The organism is Chitinophaga hostae (assembly GCF_018224885.1).
GTDB lineage: Bacteria > Bacteroidota > Bacteroidia > Chitinophagales > Chitinophagaceae > Chitinophaga > Chitinophaga hostae.
Window position 1 is genome coordinate 116,741 of record NZ_JAGTXB010000015.1, and the last position, 17,378, is coordinate 134,118.

General features: G+C 44.2%; 13 protein-coding genes. 2 read left to right on the forward strand and 11 right to left on the reverse strand.

All coding sequences use genetic code 11. The features are described from left to right. Position 1: 1 nt before the first annotated feature. From KE626_RS24725 to KE626_RS24760, 8 genes are all read right to left on the reverse strand, one after another. Positions 2 to 1,018: an aldo/keto reductase gene (locus tag KE626_RS24725; RefSeq protein ID WP_211975694.1), complete on the reverse strand. Its 1,017-nt coding sequence runs from the start codon at positions 1,016 to 1,018 to the stop codon at positions 2 to 4. Positions 1,019 to 1,036: 18 nt separating this feature from the next. Continuing rightward, complete coding sequence (gene fucP / locus KE626_RS24730; RefSeq protein WP_211975695.1) at positions 1,037 to 2,305, reverse strand: L-fucose:H+ symporter permease; 1,269 nt, start codon at positions 2,303 to 2,305, stop codon at positions 1,037 to 1,039. Positions 2,306 to 2,926: 621 nt separating this feature from the next. Then, positions 2,927 to 4,099: an IPT/TIG domain-containing protein gene (locus KE626_RS24735; RefSeq protein ID WP_211975696.1), complete on the reverse strand. Its 1,173-nt coding sequence runs from the start codon at positions 4,097 to 4,099 to the stop codon at positions 2,927 to 2,929. A 10-nt stretch (positions 4,100 to 4,109) separates the two neighbouring features. After that, the gene (locus KE626_RS24740; protein ID WP_211975697.1) at positions 4,110 to 4,844 is read right to left on the reverse strand and encodes a DUF4397 domain-containing protein; all 735 of its coding nucleotides are present in this window, start codon (positions 4,842 to 4,844) and stop codon (positions 4,110 to 4,112) included. 34 nt (positions 4,845 to 4,878) lie between these two features. Beyond that, entirely contained in the window at positions 4,879 to 6,600 is a 1,722-nt protein-coding gene (locus KE626_RS24745; RefSeq protein WP_211975698.1) for an NHL repeat-containing protein, read from the reverse strand. A gap of 24 nt (positions 6,601 to 6,624) precedes the next feature. After that, positions 6,625 to 9,885, reverse strand: a complete 3,261-nt coding sequence (locus KE626_RS24750; RefSeq protein ID WP_211975699.1) for a TonB-dependent receptor — start codon at positions 9,883 to 9,885, stop codon at positions 6,625 to 6,627. A 118-nt stretch (positions 9,886 to 10,003) separates the two neighbouring features. Beyond that, a complete protein-coding gene (locus KE626_RS24755) occupies positions 10,004 to 10,969 on the reverse strand; it encodes a FecR family protein (protein WP_211975700.1) in 966 nt (321 codons plus the stop codon). Positions 10,970 to 11,034: 65 nt separating this feature from the next. Then, on the reverse strand, positions 11,035 to 11,607 hold the full coding sequence (locus tag KE626_RS24760) for an RNA polymerase sigma-70 factor (RefSeq protein ID WP_211975701.1): 573 nt from the start codon (positions 11,605 to 11,607) through the stop codon (positions 11,035 to 11,037). 497 nt (positions 11,608 to 12,104) lie between these two features. On the opposite strand from KE626_RS24760, the gene KE626_RS24765 reads away from it, so the two are divergent. Both KE626_RS24765 and KE626_RS24770 read left to right on the forward strand, forming a co-directional pair. Then, positions 12,105 to 12,632: a Crp/Fnr family transcriptional regulator gene (locus tag KE626_RS24765; RefSeq protein WP_211975702.1), complete on the forward strand. Its 528-nt coding sequence runs from the start codon at positions 12,105 to 12,107 to the stop codon at positions 12,630 to 12,632. A gap of 81 nt (positions 12,633 to 12,713) precedes the next feature. Next, entirely contained in the window at positions 12,714 to 13,037 is a 324-nt protein-coding gene (locus tag KE626_RS24770) for a hypothetical protein (RefSeq protein ID WP_211975703.1), read from the forward strand. A gap of 164 nt (positions 13,038 to 13,201) precedes the next feature. On the opposite strand, the gene KE626_RS24775 is transcribed toward KE626_RS24770, so the two are convergent. The 3 genes from KE626_RS24775 to KE626_RS24785 are packed head-to-tail and all read right to left on the reverse strand — an operon-like array spanning position 13,202 to position 17,367. Further along, positions 13,202 to 14,683, reverse strand: coding sequence for a S41 family peptidase (locus KE626_RS24775; RefSeq protein ID WP_211975704.1), 1,482 nt, complete (start codon positions 14,681 to 14,683; stop codon positions 13,202 to 13,204). Positions 14,684 to 14,737: 54 nt separating this feature from the next. Next, complete coding sequence (locus KE626_RS24780; RefSeq protein ID WP_211975705.1) at positions 14,738 to 16,057, reverse strand: MutS-related protein; 1,320 nt, start codon at positions 16,055 to 16,057, stop codon at positions 14,738 to 14,740. Further along, positions 16,054 to 17,367, reverse strand: a complete 1,314-nt coding sequence (locus tag KE626_RS24785) for a MutS-related protein (protein WP_211975706.1) — start codon at positions 17,365 to 17,367, stop codon at positions 16,054 to 16,056. The genes KE626_RS24780 and KE626_RS24785 overlap by 4 nt, the downstream gene beginning before the upstream one ends. Between the last annotated feature and the right edge of the window lie 11 nt (positions 17,368 to 17,378).

The following is a 17,378-nucleotide window of genomic DNA, read 5'->3' on the forward strand; positions in this document are numbered from 1 at the left end:
TTTACAAATAGCTGGAAGCATACACGGGATCAATCAATCCAAGCTTTTCCATTTCTTTCCAAAATCCATCCGGGATGGTCGAATAGGGTAATGCAACATTTTGTGCTACCCTTTCCGCCTGTGTGGTATTCAAAGCGATGCTTCTTACCCCAGGCGCATTCAGACCAAAAATCACGCATGCTTCTACCGGTTTTATATTATAATCGAGGCATAACTGGTTAAATTGTACACGCCAATGATACAACGCCTTATCTTTTACCGGATCTGTTAACCGATAATTATAGTAAGCAGATCCTGTTAGAAAACCACCGTTAAAAAGAGATGAATTTATGATGGCGACGCCCTCCTGCTCCAGCTTTAGCATAAAATTCACCAGTTCAGCAGGGTGGCTGTGAATCGTCATACTATTTGCAATCATTACCCAATCCAGCTTTACATCGCCCGCTATCCTGGCTATGATCCGCCAATCTTTCGCTCCCACTCCAATAGCTTTGACTTTACCCGTCTGCTTTAATTCATGTAAAGCGCGGTAAGCATCCAATATATCCTGGTAACGTTGCTGATATTCCTGCTCATTTACGGATGCGGCAAGGTATTCATCAGGGTCATGTACCGACACCAGTTCTGCATGGTAGTTTCCCAGCAATTCATTTCCCTGCTCATAGCATTCCAGGATGCCATCATAGCTTATGCGCTGAACAGCATCGTGTTCAAGATTCCGCCATATCCCAGGTTCAAAAGTGGGTTCCGTTGTTTTTAACGCCGTACGCAGCCAGCCCAGTTTATTGCTGATAAGCACATCTGAACGATCTACTTCCAATTGCTTCAAACTACGACCCAGCACCTCCAACGCCAGCCCGGCTCCATATTTACCGGCGGAATCAAATACCGCTGATCCGGCCGAACAGTTTACACATTCGTCAACAATAGATAGCTTCACTTCATCCGGTAGTGCTACATATAAATTTCCTAACCCACTGGTACCGAAAATCACCTTCGGCCATATGATTTTTTCCATACTTAAGGCTGCTTATTTTCAAAGAATAGTTGACACCAATAACTTTTCGGTCTTCACTTTTACGCGATGGCCTTTAAATCCAAAATACGCCACCACCAGGAAGCAAACCAATGGTACTGCATAACCATATTGAATATTACCTGTTACATCGCTGATGTAGCCAAATGCCCGGGGCAAAATAGCGCCTCCCACAATAGACATGATAATTAAACTGCTTCCAAATTCGGTATCGCCGCGTAATTCCTTTATACCAAGGGCAAAGATGGTTGGAAACATGATAGACATAAAAAAGCAGATCCCTATCACCGCGTAAACCGTAATCATACCAGTGCCCAGGATGGCGATCACGCAAAGTAAAGTGCTCATAACCGCATACACTGCCAGCAACCTGCCTGAACTGAAATATTGCATTAAGTAAGTACCAATAAATCTTCCGATTAAGAATGCCAACCCGCATAACCCCAGGTAATCAGCTGCCTTTACCTCCGTTATGTCTGCCGCCTTCGTTGCGTAGAGGATAAACAGGCTAAACACACAAACCTGGGCGCCTACATAAAAGAACTGTGCAACAACACTCCATGCCAGGTGACGATGTTTAAACGCATGGAAAATATGCTTGCTGGCTACATGATCTTCGTTTGCCTGGATGGCCGGCAAGCGGGTAAAGGCAAAAATGATCGCAATCAATACCAATACGCTCCCAAGAATAAAATAAGGCATTTTCACCGTGGCTGCTTCCGCCGCAAGCGCGAGCTGACGGCCTTCTTCCGTCATAGTGTTTAACTGCGCCGCGGTATAACCTTTTGTAAGGATAACACGTGCACCTATTACAGGCGCCAGTGTAGCAGCCAACCCATTAAACGATTGCGCAAGATTCAGCCGTTGTGTGGAGGAAGCAGGATCGCCAAGCGATGATGCATAAGGGTTAGCCGCTGTTTCCAGGATTGTGAGGCCACAGGCTATAATAAACAAGGCAATAAGAAAAAAGGTATACTGTTGCGTATTGGCAGCGGGAATAAACAAAAACGAGCCCAGGGCAAAAACCAGCAGGCCTGCGATAATCCCAGCTTTATAGCCATACTTTTTCATAATAAATCCCGCCGGTAAAGCCATGAGAAAATAAGCGATAAACACAGCTGAATCAACCAGGGTAGCCTGAACAGTGGTCAACGTAAATGATTTCTGCAAGTGCGGTATTAATATAGGATCAAGGTTATGTGCAAAACCCCATAAAAAAAACAGGCTTGTAATCAGAATAAACGGAAATAATGTATGGTTCTTTGCCATATATGCGTCTTAAAATTTACAGGTATTGATCAGCTGGCATGCGTATACAGTAACGCTGTTGCCCGGTTTCGGAAATAGGTGAAGCTGGTACATACCCGTGCTGGTATGGAATTATTTGCCGGCCAGCCCAACATCACTGCATACAATGCTTTACCCTGCATCGTGAAGCAAGCCTGGTTCCTGGTAGCGGCCCGGCGAATCCGGGGTCGGTTTAAATGACCTGGCGCCACACGTGGAATTGACCGGGTCTTCAACAGGGCTGCGTATAAAGATCAAATAGATATAGGAATGATAAGCCCGTCGTTAAATCTTTAATCAGCGCTCTTCTTTTCATGGAATTTAATTTTGTTGGCTGCTGTTATATGCCGGGAATCACCTGTCTTTTACCGGCAATTCCCGGCTTATAAAAGGAACTGCTAATTGATAGACCAAACTTACTTCGAAATACTTAACCAATATTTGGTTTAATTAGACTTTCTTTTATACAAATCCGACTATTTGCCTATCGTGTCTGATGCAAAATCATACGTTGTTTTTTTACCATGCGGCTGTGATGTAAACTTGAGGTCAGTTTTAAGTGATGTCCCCAGAAATTTCCAATGTAGCAGGTTACATTGTCACCTAGTAAAATACCACACCCGGTTCCCCGTCCGTTTCAATAATAGTCGCATTTCCAACCTGGTGTTCCCTTAATATCTTTACCCGGGGCTGCGTTTGATCATATGGCCCCCACACCTGCGCATATTTCACCCCTTCCTCCACAATAATCTTTATAAAATTATAATCATCTGCCGGAATATTATATTCCCAATAAGCCAGCTTCATCGTATAGGCCGCTGGCTGTTTATCGCCATCCTGCATGCCAGCCAACCGCATGTTATGACCGGGCACAATAGTGTTTGCCAGCATGCTGTTGTAGTTGTAGGGCCTGGTCTTTATTTTTTCAAGAAAGGCAGCTTTGCTGGTATTCTTCTCATATGCCGCATTACCCGGCAAGAAAATAGTATATTTTCTATCAGGAGAATTAATATACTGTAACACAGTATCATAAACCGTTTTGTGTGTACTCTGATAGTTGCCGCCGGCAAGCTGTGGATAGCCGCGCACCAGCGTATCCATATACGAAAAACCCGGATCCTGTTGTAACCACCGGGCTACGGTGCTCACCCCATAGCTGGCTTGTCTTACCAGGAAGGCCGTTTCCAGTTTAAAAACCGGACCGTTGTAAGTATGCCACGAAAAGACGCCGCTAACCGCATCGGCAGGTAATTTTACCAATATCGTATCTTTTCCTTTCCGGGATATTATTTGTATTTTTTTCGTGCCAATAAAAATGGAATTATTGGTTTCTTCTTCACTAAAATTTTCAGTGTACAATTCAATGGTATCACCACCGTAGGCAACCAGTGGCGCAAAGCTTTTTATCAGCGGTGTTGGTCTTACCACAATATCCGGTCCATATGCGCTGCTAAATGTTGCTCCCCTGCTAACGGTCACCATTACTTTGCCCGTTTGTACTTTCAGGGGCACCCGGATGGTAATGCTATCAGCAGAAGTATGCAACATCTCCGAAGGACGCCCTGCTATAAAGACTTCTGTTACCAGGTCCCCTTGAACGAGGTTGCTGCCGTATACCGTCAGCTCTTCGCCGGCCTGTACAAAACCGGCGCTTACCTTTTCTACTTTTATCGCATTAATGGGCACTGCCTCCCTTGTAACGCGGTCTTTTTTACAGGCAATGGTCGTTGTTAAGAACAGTAGCAAAACAAAGGAAAATATGGGTGTACTTCTCATAGCATTTAAACTAAAAATTAGTGATGGTACTTAGGTTGATAGTTTTATTTACATTGCCATCCGCCGGAACTTTATAGCCACGCAATATCATGGTGTAACACTTACCGGCTTCCAGTGGAAACGATTTGCGCACCAGGGTTCTTTCTTCTCCGGCTTCATCTTTAAACATTATTCGTATACCAGGTTTGATGTCGGGTGTTACAGCGGTATAGTCTGTCACCTTTCTAAAGCCAACGTTCTGAATAGCGCCGATAAGCGCCGTATCTATTCTGAGGTATACCTTTCCTGCATCGGGGCTAAGGTGTAGCAGTCTTATTTTAGCTTTGGCGGCATCGGGCGCTACATCATCCTGCGTATACAGGATGTCAAAAAAGCCGAGGCTATCCAGCAGGTAAACTGTATAGTGCTGTTGGTTTTCAAAAGACAGTAACCTTTCAGAAATTTTCGCCGCCTGCGCCGGTTGACGAGTCGAATCGGTAAAGGCTATACGGTATAACCCTGTATCAATAAACGAATACCTGGAGAAATTGAAAGCGCCTACCAAACCCGCGCCATTTTCATTATAACCACGGGTGCCATACAGGGAATTATTGACAAGTGCCATACTGTTGGCGCCATAAAAATCCGGTGATCCATTATATACCATCAGGTATGACAATGCAGGAGAAACGGGCATGTCAGCATCTTTGTTACAACCGCCCATTCCAATAGCTGCATATAGCAATATGATAAAGTATCTTCTCATTTGTCATTTTTTATTCTTGAATAAAGCAGATGATTTACCTTTCTATCACCACTTTCGCGATCCTTACATCTGCACTGGCAGCCAAATAATCGTACCCGGCATACAGGTTGCCAAACTGATCGAATACAATACTGCTTAAGCGGCCAAGAATGCAGTTGGTACCAGGTTGCGTGTGTTGCATAAACTGCCGGTCGGACGTATATCCCGGAGGAAAGGCGCTAAACCGGGTCATTTGAGAAATGGTTTCGGATTGCAGATCCATTTTGTAGATGGCATTAAAACCATAAAGGATATTCCCATCAAAATCAACATCGAAGGTCGTAATAGTCGAAAGCCCTACTTCCTTAAAGGTACCGGTCGTATAATCCGTCCGCTGATCTTCCGGCAGGCCCACCACTGTAGAAGCCTCTTTGGTGTCCATATTTACCTCTACAATATTAGTTCCCCATCCGGCACCGTTGCCGAGTATATAAAATTTACCATTGCCTGCCTGCACCATGTTAATAGCACCATACAAACGCACTTCGTCACCAAATCCATCACTATGTTCTTCTATCATCGTGTAAGTGATAATCGAATAAGTTTTATCGTCTGCATCTACAAATTCATAATAGTCCCTGTTCACCTTTCCCAGCACAGTTTCCACGCTTCCATCCCGTGAAAGCCGGCGAAGCAGGGTACCACCATAGGTGCCCCCATCTATAAAGTAAAGGTTCCCCTGTTTGTCGAAGGTTAACGCGCGCGGGCTGCCAATCAGGGCCACCTCTTTTCTGCCATCTTCCAATCCTCTAAAACTCTTTTGATAATTAGAATAATAGTAATCCACTGACCGGCCATTATTCCCTGCTAAGATTTCCACCTTGCCGGTTGCCGGATCTATAGATTGAATAAGGGAATAAGCACTGCGCAGCCCGGTGATGGGATCGGCGTCTATCGTAAATAAGTTGGTGAAATATAGCTTCCCATCGGGTCCGGGTTTCATATCCACCCCTGTTGTGCCGTTGCCGTTATTATCCTCCGTACCCAATTTCAAATTCGCCCCGGTAGTGGCAAAGTAATTGTTCCCGCCTCCGGCAATGGTGGTTACTATCCCATCTTTGAGCTTGCGTATGCGATAGGAGGCATCACTCCGCTGATAGTCGAGAAAATAAAAACATTCCCGGTTCTTATCGTAGGTCAGTTTTGCTGCAATATTCACCACGGCTACTCCTGATGGACCATCTTTCAATACTTCCGGGAAGGTATAATCATAACTTCCATCTGCGCGTTTCGTACTGTCAGAGTAGGTAAATAAATAAGGTGCTACGAGCACTTTATTAGGTACCAGAATATCGGGGCGCTTTATATTAAAGCTCAGCGCGGGTTGTATGGCACCATTTACACTAAAATAAATATTGCCCGGGCCTATTTTGGCGCTCCTGGGAACTATTATATCAAAGGTATCCATAGGAAAACTGAGGTTGTCGCCCCTGCCCGGAATATTGCCCATGCTATGACCACGGTTGACGATAGCAGCTTCCACATCCGATACATATAGTTTTATGGCAGCTGCTGACTCGCCTATTTTAGCATATACCGTAATGGTTTCATCTATCTGCGCTTCTTCAATATTCTTCGAATTTTTTACGATTTTAATAATGCCGGATTCTCTGTTCATGCTATCCAGTCTTTCCTCAAATTTGGTACATGAAAAAAAGAATATCACCATGCTGCTGAATAGCCACAACAATAGTTTGCTGCCTGCTTTTATACACATAAATTATGTTTGTTTGGTTATCATTTAAAAAATCATGTTCACAGCAAACGAGTAATAAGGCCGTTGGTAATACTTTCGGAAAATAAGGTCTGATGCCTCATACACACCGCTACCCTGTGCAGGAATCGGACTGATTTGCTTATCATAGTGGTAATTATTTTTCCAGTCCTGGTAAAATAATACGGGCGCATTCAGCACATTCTGCACACCCGCATTGATACTAAAAACTTTACTGACGCGCTGCCGCCAGGTAATATCCAGCTGATCGCGCCCTTTCAGCATAATATCAGCATCCAGCCGTTCGCCCTTGTTGGCGCCAACGGCATAAATGTAATCGCCGGCCCGGTTATAAGTAAATGACACCCTGGTACCTTTTGCAACATCTTCGTAGTTAAGCGAAGCATTCAACAGGTAAGGCGATTGCCCTTGCATAGGCCGGGAACGGGCTGCGCTGTATCCTATGAACTGAGGCAATGGTGGTACATCCACATTACTCTTAAACCAGCTGCCGTTTAACACAGTAGATACTTTGCGGAAAAAGCTCCCGGGTATAAAATCGAAATCCTTTCTCACCTCAGCTTCAATGCCGTACACCGTTGCCTTGCCGGTATTGGTATATACCAGCTGATCAAATCCCTCCGAAAATATCTGCCGGAAACGTTCAATGGGCTTATCGAGATTTTTATAAAAGAAGCCAATATTCATCATCTCGTTCTTTCGACTGCTGTTGGGATACCACTCCAGTCGTAGTTCGGTATTATGTATATTCACCGTGGTAAGGTTGGGGTTACCGATGTATGTTTCTTTATCTATATAGCTGGTATATTGCACCGGCGCCGCTTCCCGGAACTCAGGTCTGTTCAATGTTTTGCCGTAGCCTATACGGATAATAAAACTGCTATCTGCCTTAAATGAAATATTAACTGAAGGCAAAACGGAGGTGATAGGCTGATCAACCACCAGCGGGTAAGCCGCTAACCCGTTTTCGTAACTGCCCAATATCCGGAAACGGTTATGCTCTACCCTTACCCCTCCCAGCAAGTTCAGCCGGCTATCCAGCAGATTGATGTCGGTGCTGAGGTAGCCGGCCGATAAGACGTTATCTGCGTAATACTGGTTGTTAGGCGTCGTTTTTTCCGCCCACCTGTAGCCGGTACCATCGTCCCTGAACATCTCCGCATTAAAATAATGCTGCAGATATTTTTCTTCTACATGGTGATTGGCTGCAACATTGCCGTTTTCTCCGGAGAGTTTAGAGCCATTAATGGCCAGGTTGGGATCATATAAATTCACGCCATTGAGCAGGATAAATGTACGGTTGCTAAAGTCCCTGCCCCTGGTTTCGCGATAAAGCCCTGTTTTAAATCCCCAGGTTTTGTTAATATGATAATTAAGATCCACATTTCCCTGGTAGCTTTTTTCTTTTACATCGTTATATGCTCTCGACAGCATGTAATAAGAAACTACTTCCGTACCCAGTATCCATGGGGTTTTCTGCTGCATGTTGCTGCTGAGGGTGTAGTCACGGTTGTCCGGTTCCTGCTTTTGAATACCGGAGAAACTCAGGTTGGCTTTTACTGTATTTCTTTTGTCAGCACCTAATAAATAGGTACCTGCCAGTTGTCCGGAATACAAGCGGTTTTCTACATAGTACAAGTTGGTATGACGGTACTCATTGTCCGGGTAATCTTCCAGCTGCAGGTAATCTTCCATGGCTATGCGCTGGTTATTTACATTAAACAAATTGCGCAGCTCCAATGTCAGCTTATTGCTTACCTGCATTTCGTTACTCTGCAACAGCGACAGGCGGGCGGCATGTATGCCTTGTGTGATTTTACTATCATGATATTTATAGAGCGAATTTTGTGCTGTTTCCCGTTGCTCATGTGTGTTGGTATAGGCAATGGTGGTCAGGTTTTTCAGGCTCCTGCCGCCAATTTTCCAGGCATCATAATAATTGATATTGAACCGTAGGTCGGGTATGGCGTGATAGGATTTATTGAGGGTATAAATATTGCTGAATTGCCGGGAATACCGGGCATTTTCTGCCGGCGTAAGGTGGTTAAACTTCTCTGCCCTCGGTATCCCTGCGGGTAACTTACGGGTACCATCATCAAAGCCTAAAAAATCGTATTTACCACCCGTATAGGACCATACATCGTTAAACGTGGAACCTGGCCGGTATTGGGTGGACAACTGTATATCCACCTGCCGGGTTAACTGACTTTTTTTAGTATAGATTTTTACCAGTCCACCCGAAAACTCACCGGGCAAATCAGCCGAAGGCGATTTATATACCACCATTCGATCAACGGCATTGCTGCTAAGTACATCATACGAAAAGGACCTGCTATCGGCATCCGTGGCGGGGGCCATGGCGTCATTTAAAAAGGTGAGATTGTACCGTTTGCCCAGTCCCCGCACAATCACAAAATTGTCGGGAGATATATTTACGCCGGATACCCGTTTTACCACTTCCGCCGCATCCCGGTCGAGCATACGGGATATCTGCTCATTGGATATGCCGGATATAACTGTTTGCGCTGAATAAATTTCATTTACCAGTTGCGCGTCAGTAGTGTTAGCCACCCGCTTGCTTTTCCTCGCGGTTACCACTACGCCTTTCATGTTAATCATGTCCTCACCGCCCACCTGCATTTTTACATCTATTACCAGGCTTTTGTCATCTCCTATTTTTATATTCTCTACCCTCCCCTTTTTATATCCCACATAAGATATCAGCAACGTATAGCTACCTGTTGCAATATCCGGCAAACTGAAATTACCTTTTTCATCTGTAGTGGTATTATAGGGTTGGCCCTCCAAACTAACCGTAGCGCGGACAAGTGGATCTCCATTTTCAAAGTCGACCACTCTTCCGGTTATTCTCCCGGCTTTTTTTTGCGTTGATTCTTTTTTTTGATCATCCGGCATTATCTTCTTTATAACGATCTTTTTATTTACTTCCTGCCAGGAAAAACCGGTGCCTTCCAGTAATGCTTTTAGTATAGCTGATAGCAGCTGATTAGTATAAGTAGCCGTATGTTTTTTGTTGATCTGTTTAAGTTCGTTGCCTTCGTAATAAAAATGAATATTGGTTTGGGCGGTTATTTTTTCAAGGCAACCTGCCAGGCTTTGTTCTTTGAAAGCGATCGTGACTTTTTGTTGTACAACTTCCTGCCCACTGGCTGACAAAGCCATACAGGCCATTGTAAAGAGACAGGCAATAACACTTTTCCATAGTTTCAATACCCGTTCTTTACTGTTACATAAAAATATTTTCATTCCGTTTTTATTTTTCTTTTGAAAAAAATATCCCTGTTTCATTGCTGTCAATGAAATATCCCATGGCTAAATGGGCATCTTAAAATATAACCGGGCGTTCGCGAGGCGCTGCCGGTTTTTACCGGTATATTTTTATAGTATGATTATTTAATAGCTGATACTTCAACCCTGTTGAAATAGTGATGATATCCAGTATATCGGTAAGTGAATCTTTTGCCGTAAACTCCCCTGTAAATACTTTACCTTTCTCTATATTTGTTGATGACTGAAAGACGATGTTGTATTGTTCCGCTAATGCTTTTAGTACTTCTGAGAGTGCGGTTGTTTCAAATACGAGGTGTTTGTCTACCCACCGCATTTCCCCTGCGGCATCGATTTCAGTTATACGGGATGTTCCGTTTGTCTTATTAAAACTCACGGCTTTGTTGGCAGTGAGCACGCCCAGGAGCAGTTGTTCGTGCCTGACATTTACTTTTCCTGTTAGCACGCTTACGCCTGCAGTACTGTCTTGCGGCTGATCATTGACCACAAAAGAGGTTCCAAGTACCTGTACATCTATACTTTTTGTATGCACCCAAAATGGTTGCCCCGGATGCCTGTTAACATTAAAATACCCTTTCCCATGAAGGGCAACCTCTCTCGACTGCCCCCGGTATTTCCGTGGGTAGGTAAGACTGCTTTGGGGAGCAAGGGTGATAACAGTACTGTCTGCCAGTATTACCTGTTTAATATCATACATGCCGGTACTAACGGTTAGTCTTTCTATGGGATCCACATAATCCAGCAAATGATAACGGTATTGGTACCCCGCGTAACCTGCGCCGGCGCATAGCAGGAACATGGCCGCTATACGGAGCAGCCGGTGTTGCCATATTGACCTGCGTCGGGGGGCCGCAATACCAATGCCGGCGCGTAGCTTAGTTAGAATGCGGTCTTCCGTAGCCGCCCTTTCTGTTGGTGACGACCAGGCAGATTCATCATTGGTTGTTTGCAGCAGCCAGGCTTCCACCAACTGCGTTTCTGTTGGCGTAGCTGTGCCCTGCTGGTATTTATGTATAATTTGCTGTAGTTCGTGTAAGTCCATGAAGACCGTTTTATATATGCCCGAAAAACAGGCATTTTATCCCGGTCGTTGGTGTTACCAAATTGTTATGTGTGGAGAATCAGCAGTAAAACAAGGCTTTCTTTTACCAGGGGGCGTAAATTATTGACGGCAATACTCAGTTGATTTCTGACGGTTTTCTCTGTGATAGCAAGGGTTTTCGCTATTTCTTCAGGGGTTAACTGCTCTTCCCGGCTCAACCGGAAAATTCGTTGCATTTGTTCAGGCATGTTTTGGATATGGACCGAAATTTCCTTGTCCATTTCTTTGGCCAACAGATTTTCCAGTGTTTCATTAAAACCCGGTAAAATATGCGCCTCTACATGTGCCCGTTGCTGGTGATCTTCCAGCATGACCGCCAGGTGGTCTATTACTTCGTACCGAACAGCAGTAAACAGATAGTTTGAAAACGAACCGACAATATTTTTGGTAGCCCGTTGTTCCCAGATATTCATAAAAACCTGCTGCACCACGTCTTCTGCATCGGCCTTGCTTTTAAGCCGGCCTTGTGCAAACAGGAACAGCTTTTCCCACATGCGCCGGTACAACGCTTCAAATGCATTGACATCGTCACGTTTAATACATTCCAATAACTCTAAATCCGTTAGCTCCGTGTACATGGTTGAAAGCAAGACAATTTGGCCTGCAAAAATAATTCATCCATGTTATGGCAACGTTAAGCTTACGGCCGGGGCTAAAACGAAATACCCCATTTGCTTTCCGGGCATTTCAACAATTTTATCAACCCGATTAATCGCCGGAATATAATGCCCTTCGGCTTACCGAAAAAAAATAAGGAGCAATGACAATATCTGATCAGAAAAATGGCTTCTATCTTCACTGGATGTAGCCCTTTGGGCAACCTGAAGTGAAGGACAAGCGATGGTCCCTCACAACCAGTTGGCAAGGCAGCCCTGATAACCCCTCGTTGGGATTAAGCTTTTTAGTATTGAATTTTCAACTTCCCTTAAAGCTTGATTTGTAGTCTTTAATTAAAATATTTTCCGAAATTCATTTTTTAAAAAAGGTGCATTGCGATTGTACCGGTTTAATCAACTTTCATAATATCAAATCAATGATAAGCCAGTTACATAATTTCTTAAAACAAAATACTCAATTGAAAGACGACGAAATACGCGATATTTTGAAGTCGTTTAAACCAATTAAAACCAAAAGGAATCAGGTTTTAGAGAAAGAAGGAGAAATTTGCAAACATTTTTACTTTATAAATAAAGGATGCCTTAGACTATATGAAATTGACAAAAAAGGTAACGAGATTACGGGTTATTTTGCACTTGAAGACAGCTTCATTACAACTTTGACAAGTTTCATCACCCAGAAGCCTTCGAGGGACTTTTTAACATCCTACGAACCAGCAGAACTGGAAGTGATTAGCAGACAGGATTTTTTTAATTTAACGGAGAAATACAAGGATTTAAAAATGTATTACAACAAAGTTATTGAATTTGCCCTAATACATTCTCAAATGCGCATATATGGTTTCTTAGGTATGGAAGGTATTGATAAACTAAAATGGGTTATGGAACATGAACCAAAACTCCTGACAAGAATATCCAGCAAAGCAGTCGCATCTTATTTGGGAATGACAAATTCTACGCTTAGTAAATTAAAAGCCAAACTTTGAAAAACGTTGTCATATGACAACGTTTAAATTTTCATAATTTTCCACTTTTGCCTTATTGTTTAACAATTTAAAAACTACACAATGAGCAGAGCAATTGGTAAGGTTTTCCTTTATGGAGAATTCCAGACATCGGTTCCGGCATTTACAAAAGAGCTTTGGGCGCCAGTAAACGAGCAATTAAAAGACGTAAAAGGTCTTGTTCGAAAGACCTGGCTTTTAGGTATCGGAACAAATACTGTAGGCGGTTTTTATGAATTTGACTCTATAGAAAATGCAAGGGAATTTGCAACCGGCCTTTATGCGGAACAGGCCAGGTATGTTAATGCAAGTTTGACAGTCAGGATTTTTGATGGCGATGCAACTGAGGAAGCCAGCAAAGGTATGAAATCACCTCATTATGATTAACAAGCAAAACAAAGCCCGCATAATTTATGTGGGCTTTGTATTTTAACTATTTCTTTTTAAAAACATGAAACATATATTATTTATTCTACCAGCGTAAACATGGATACGGAGGTCAGGTATGCTATTATTTTCTATGCTAATGCGCCGCTGTGAATTTCCTGCTACTATCGTTTACCGGCACGGATGAAGTCCAATGTATATTGGATCTCCGGATCTTTGCCGGCGCGGATATATTGCTGAAACGCGTCAAATGTCAGCTCTTTGTCGGGCTGACACCCCCGTCCGTTATCCTGCTTAGCTTTCATAAAATACACTTCGCTCATCGGAACCGTTAACTTGCTTTTCGTTTTAGGCAGTATATAGGTATTGAACCATGCAGCCGTAGTGGATGCTTCACCGCTGCCTGTTTCGGTGCCTACCAGCATACCACGCTTGTTATTCTTAACCAGCGCAGCAAAGTAGGTGGCCGCACTCACGGTGCCGCCGCTGATCAGCACATACACGTTACCCTTAAAGTTATTCTTATCGGGTGGATAGTTGGAAATGGAACCTTCTGTCAGGCGCGCATTACCATAGTAAAACCCTGCCGCGCTGTCGTAATCGAACCGTTGTTTCAGGAAGTTCTCGGTTTCCCTTACTTCCGTTTCGCCCATTTTGGTTCCGTATCCATTTAACAGGTTGCCGGGATCATGCATCTGTATGTTCTTTGTGCGGTAATTGAAAACATTGTCGAACGGACGTAACGCCACGAAGGAATACAGCAGTGCGGACATATTCGGGTTACCTCCGCCGTTCGACCGGATATCTATGATGACGTTGCTGATATTGCGCTTCTTTACTTCTGCAAAAAAATCGCTCAGTTCCTTATACATCGCATTTTCCTGCAGCATAAAGGTAAGAACGGTCAGGATGGCGGTAGATTCCTTATCCTGGTATTCCTTCGTTACATAGGCACGCTTCAGGAAACTATTAAAGGGCAGCTCTCCGAGGCTCCGGTTATGGTAACCGGTTTTAGCGTCTACTGCTTTCAGCTGTACCGTAGTGAGATTTTTAGCCCCATACTCCCTGTACACTACTTCATAGCTGGTGGCCTCCGGAAAAACGAGACTGATGAACAAACTAAGGCTTGCTGCCGTACGATCGGCGCCCGTTTTTATAAAGCCGTCACTATAGGTAACGTAGCCGATTTCGCTGAGCAGCTTTGTGGCAGGTATTTTATTAATACTAAGTATTTCTGCACCGAAGGGAATGACTTCTCCTTTGGCATTAACAATGATCCTGTCTTTAAAAGTGGTGATAGCCAGCGGAAAATGATTAATACCATAAAACACGTCCACCACATGCTCTTCATCATAATCCAGTTTCAAATGCACATCATTGAATAATTGTATGGGAGAATACCGTAACGCGCTTAACAGCGACGGATCTTTATCCAGCCGGTTCATCAGGGAATCCATTTTACCGTTAAATGTAATCGTGTCCGTGAACTTATAAGGATTCGGATGCTGCTTCCTCAACAGTTCAACGGCATATTTAAAATCATCTTTTAAATCCTGCCTGGTAAATCCGGTAAAGGGTTGTACCTGGGCCATAACAGATGTGGAGAGCAGGGACATAAGTATCCCTGATGCAAAAATTTGCTTCATGCTATTGTAATTTTTTAAAATAGTTGATATGATCAGGTGGGCGTTTCTGCCAGCTTACATTTTATTGATAAGCGCAATGATGCCCTCGTTTTCGATGATCATCATACCCTGCCGGTCTTCCGTAATACCTTCATGTAAAGTGTAGGTATACCTCGGCACATTTCCTTCCAGTACGGTAGGCATAAACCGGAACTGTACATTAGGCAGGTCTTTCAGCGCTTCCCCCACTTCAATGATATGAGTGGATACGATAAACAGGCAATTGTTGTATTCGGAGAACCCTCTTGTAACCGCCAGGGTACCGTCAAAAGCATCTTTCACATTGGTGCCCTTAAACAATTCATCGAACATCAGCAACAGGTGTTCGCCGGTAGCTGCTGCCAGCGCAGCGTCCTTCACCCTTACTACTTCCGCATAAAAATGACTGTACCCCATCGCTATGTTGTCGGCCACGTTGATGCTGGAGAAAATGCCTTGCCGTACTGAAAACACCATTTCGGAAGCGGCGACGGGGAAACCGATGTGCGCCATGTACATACCGATACCGATAGATTTCATCCAGGTAGATTTACCTGCCATGTTGGCCCCTGTGAGGAACAGGACATTACTGCCCTCCTTCATTTGTATGTCGTTACCCACCGCTTTTGAAATACAGGGATGCCTGAGCCCCCGGGCATGGAAGAGATTTTCGGCTTTCTCCACTGCCGCTGCATAACAAAAATGCCGCTCACGCGATACATTGCTGACGGCGATGTATACATCTGTTTCCGCAATGAACTTCAGCACGTCCTTCATGGCTTCGTTGTGCCTGTTGCGCAGCAGGAAATCATATGCTGATACCGTACTAGTTGACATCGGCTTGTAGATGTCGCTGTCCAGAATGCTACGAATATCTTTTTGGTGCATGATGGCCAGTAAGGCTTCGACACGGTCCTGCAAAGGACTTTTTTCGTGTTTCAGTAACTCCAGCAATCCAAAACACTTCTTCAGCGTTACGATCGTTGCCTGTAACTGCAGCAGCGTGTTTTTGAAACGGCCGTCTTTCGTAAGGCCCGCCAGTAACTTTTGCAGTTGCAGGTCCACCGTCACCGCCCATTGCGATTTTCCTGCCGTAGTGTCAATATACTCCCGCATCAGGGAAACCTGGTCGGCCTCAAAAGGAAAGGCGACGTTTTTCTCTTCGAAAAACTCAAAAATCGATACCCGGTGATTGATAGCGGCGGCATCATTTAGCGGATGGGAAAACATCTCATCCATCAGTTTCTCGCCGATCCGTGTTCTCACTTTATTGAATAAAAAGTACACCGATCCCTGACGGAATTTCCCCATGAGGTTCAGCTCCCCTACCGATTGGCGATCTATTTTAAAACTCATAATTGCTTATTTAATCTTTTTCCGCCTTTGTTTCCCTGCTTAAGTATGTCCAGTATACCTTCGTTATTAATGATGATCATTCCATGCTTATCGTTGGTAACGCCTTCCTGAAGGGTATAGGTATATTCAGGTACAGTTCCTCTCATGACTGTAGGAAGAAAATAAAACGCGGCGCTTTCCTTTTTCCGCAACTCATCCGCCGCTTCAATAATATGAGAGGAGATGATAAACTTACTGTCTTTCCGGTTGGTAAACGCACTACAAACAGCCAGGGTTCCTTCCAGCGCATCCTTCACATTTGTACCCCGGAACAATTCGTCGAACAATACAAACAGTGATTTCCCTTCACTGAGTTCCTGTCCTATTTTCTTTACACGCAATACTTCTGCATAGAAATGACTGGCCCCGATGCCCAGGTTATCAGGCAGGTTGATCGTGGTATATACGCCGTCCATCACAGAAAATTCCATGGCGGCCGCTGCTACCGGGAAACCCATATGCGCAATGTATACTGCGGTACTGAACGCGCGCAGGAAGGTGGACTTCCCGGCCATGTTGGCTCCCGTAAGAAAAATCAGGTTACGGGATGACGCCATATCCAGGCTGTTGGCGACTGCATTTTTTAAAAGTGGATGGTATACACCATCCACTTTTAAAATACCGGTCCCTTTCGGGTGCACCACGGGGAATACCATATTATGTTTCCCGGTAACCTGCGCCACGGAAACATACACGTCGATATGATAAATAAAATGCAGTAGCTGCAGCACTTTTCTTTTCTCCTTATTACGGATCAATACATCAAAAGCTGTAACAGCAGCGAATGAAATTCTGGCATTCGGTTTTTCGTTAAACACCGGTATAAAAGCAGGGTCATTTAACACGGCTATAGCCGCCATTCGTTCTTCCTCCAGCTCCTTCACACTTGCTATTGCTGCCGATTCCAAATACTGTCTGAGCGTATGGAAAAGATCGATCACCGAAATAATCCCATGCTGTACTTCCTTCTCGCTGAGCGACACTTTTGTTCCGCCATCCGGGTTATCGTCAAATGAGATATATTTCTCTGCCTGGTCCAGCGTAGCGCCATCGAAAGGAAAGGTGGCTTTCATTTTCACAAAAGCAGCAATGGTATTGATCCGTTTGATGATCGCTTCCCTGTTATTCAGCGGCTTCCTGAACATGGCTTCCATAATGGTTTGCCCGCCCCGGGTAAATGAATGATTATAAATATCATAAATACCAAGTGTGTCTGCTTTCGAAAACAAGCGCAGATCGTCCATCGTCTGCATATCTGTCTGCAAATACATAATTATACTTT

Bases quoted from the DNA above. Each gene is read 5' to 3' on its own strand.
- KE626_RS24725 (WP_211975694.1), bottom strand. From the start codon at position 1,018: ATGGAAAAAATCATATGGCCGAAGGTGATTTTCGGTACCAGTGGGTTA.
- fucP (WP_211975695.1), bottom strand. From the start codon at position 2,305: ATGGCAAAGAACCATACATTATTTCCGTTTATTCTGATTACAAGCCTG.
- KE626_RS24735 (WP_211975696.1), bottom strand. From the start codon at position 4,099: ATGAGAAGTACACCCATATTTTCCTTTGTTTTGCTACTGTTCTTAACA.
- KE626_RS24740 (WP_211975697.1), bottom strand. From the start codon at position 4,844: ATGAGAAGATACTTTATCATATTGCTATATGCAGCTATTGGAATGGGC.
- KE626_RS24745 (WP_211975698.1), bottom strand. From the start codon at position 6,600: ATGTGTATAAAAGCAGGCAGCAAACTATTGTTGTGGCTATTCAGCAGC.
- KE626_RS24750 (WP_211975699.1), bottom strand. From the start codon at position 9,885: ATGAAAATATTTTTATGTAACAGTAAAGAACGGGTATTGAAACTATGG.
- KE626_RS24755 (WP_211975700.1), bottom strand. From the start codon at position 10,969: ATGGACTTACACGAACTACAGCAAATTATACATAAATACCAGCAGGGC.
- KE626_RS24760 (WP_211975701.1), bottom strand. From the start codon at position 11,607: ATGTACACGGAGCTAACGGATTTAGAGTTATTGGAATGTATTAAACGT.
- KE626_RS24770 (WP_211975703.1), top strand. From the start codon at position 12,714: ATGAGCAGAGCAATTGGTAAGGTTTTCCTTTATGGAGAATTCCAGACA.
- KE626_RS24775 (WP_211975704.1), bottom strand. From the start codon at position 14,683: ATGAAGCAAATTTTTGCATCAGGGATACTTATGTCCCTGCTCTCCACA.
- KE626_RS24780 (WP_211975705.1), bottom strand. From the start codon at position 16,057: ATGAGTTTTAAAATAGATCGCCAATCGGTAGGGGAGCTGAACCTCATG.
- KE626_RS24785 (WP_211975706.1), bottom strand. From the start codon at position 17,367: ATGTATTTGCAGACAGATATGCAGACGATGGACGATCTGCGCTTGTTT.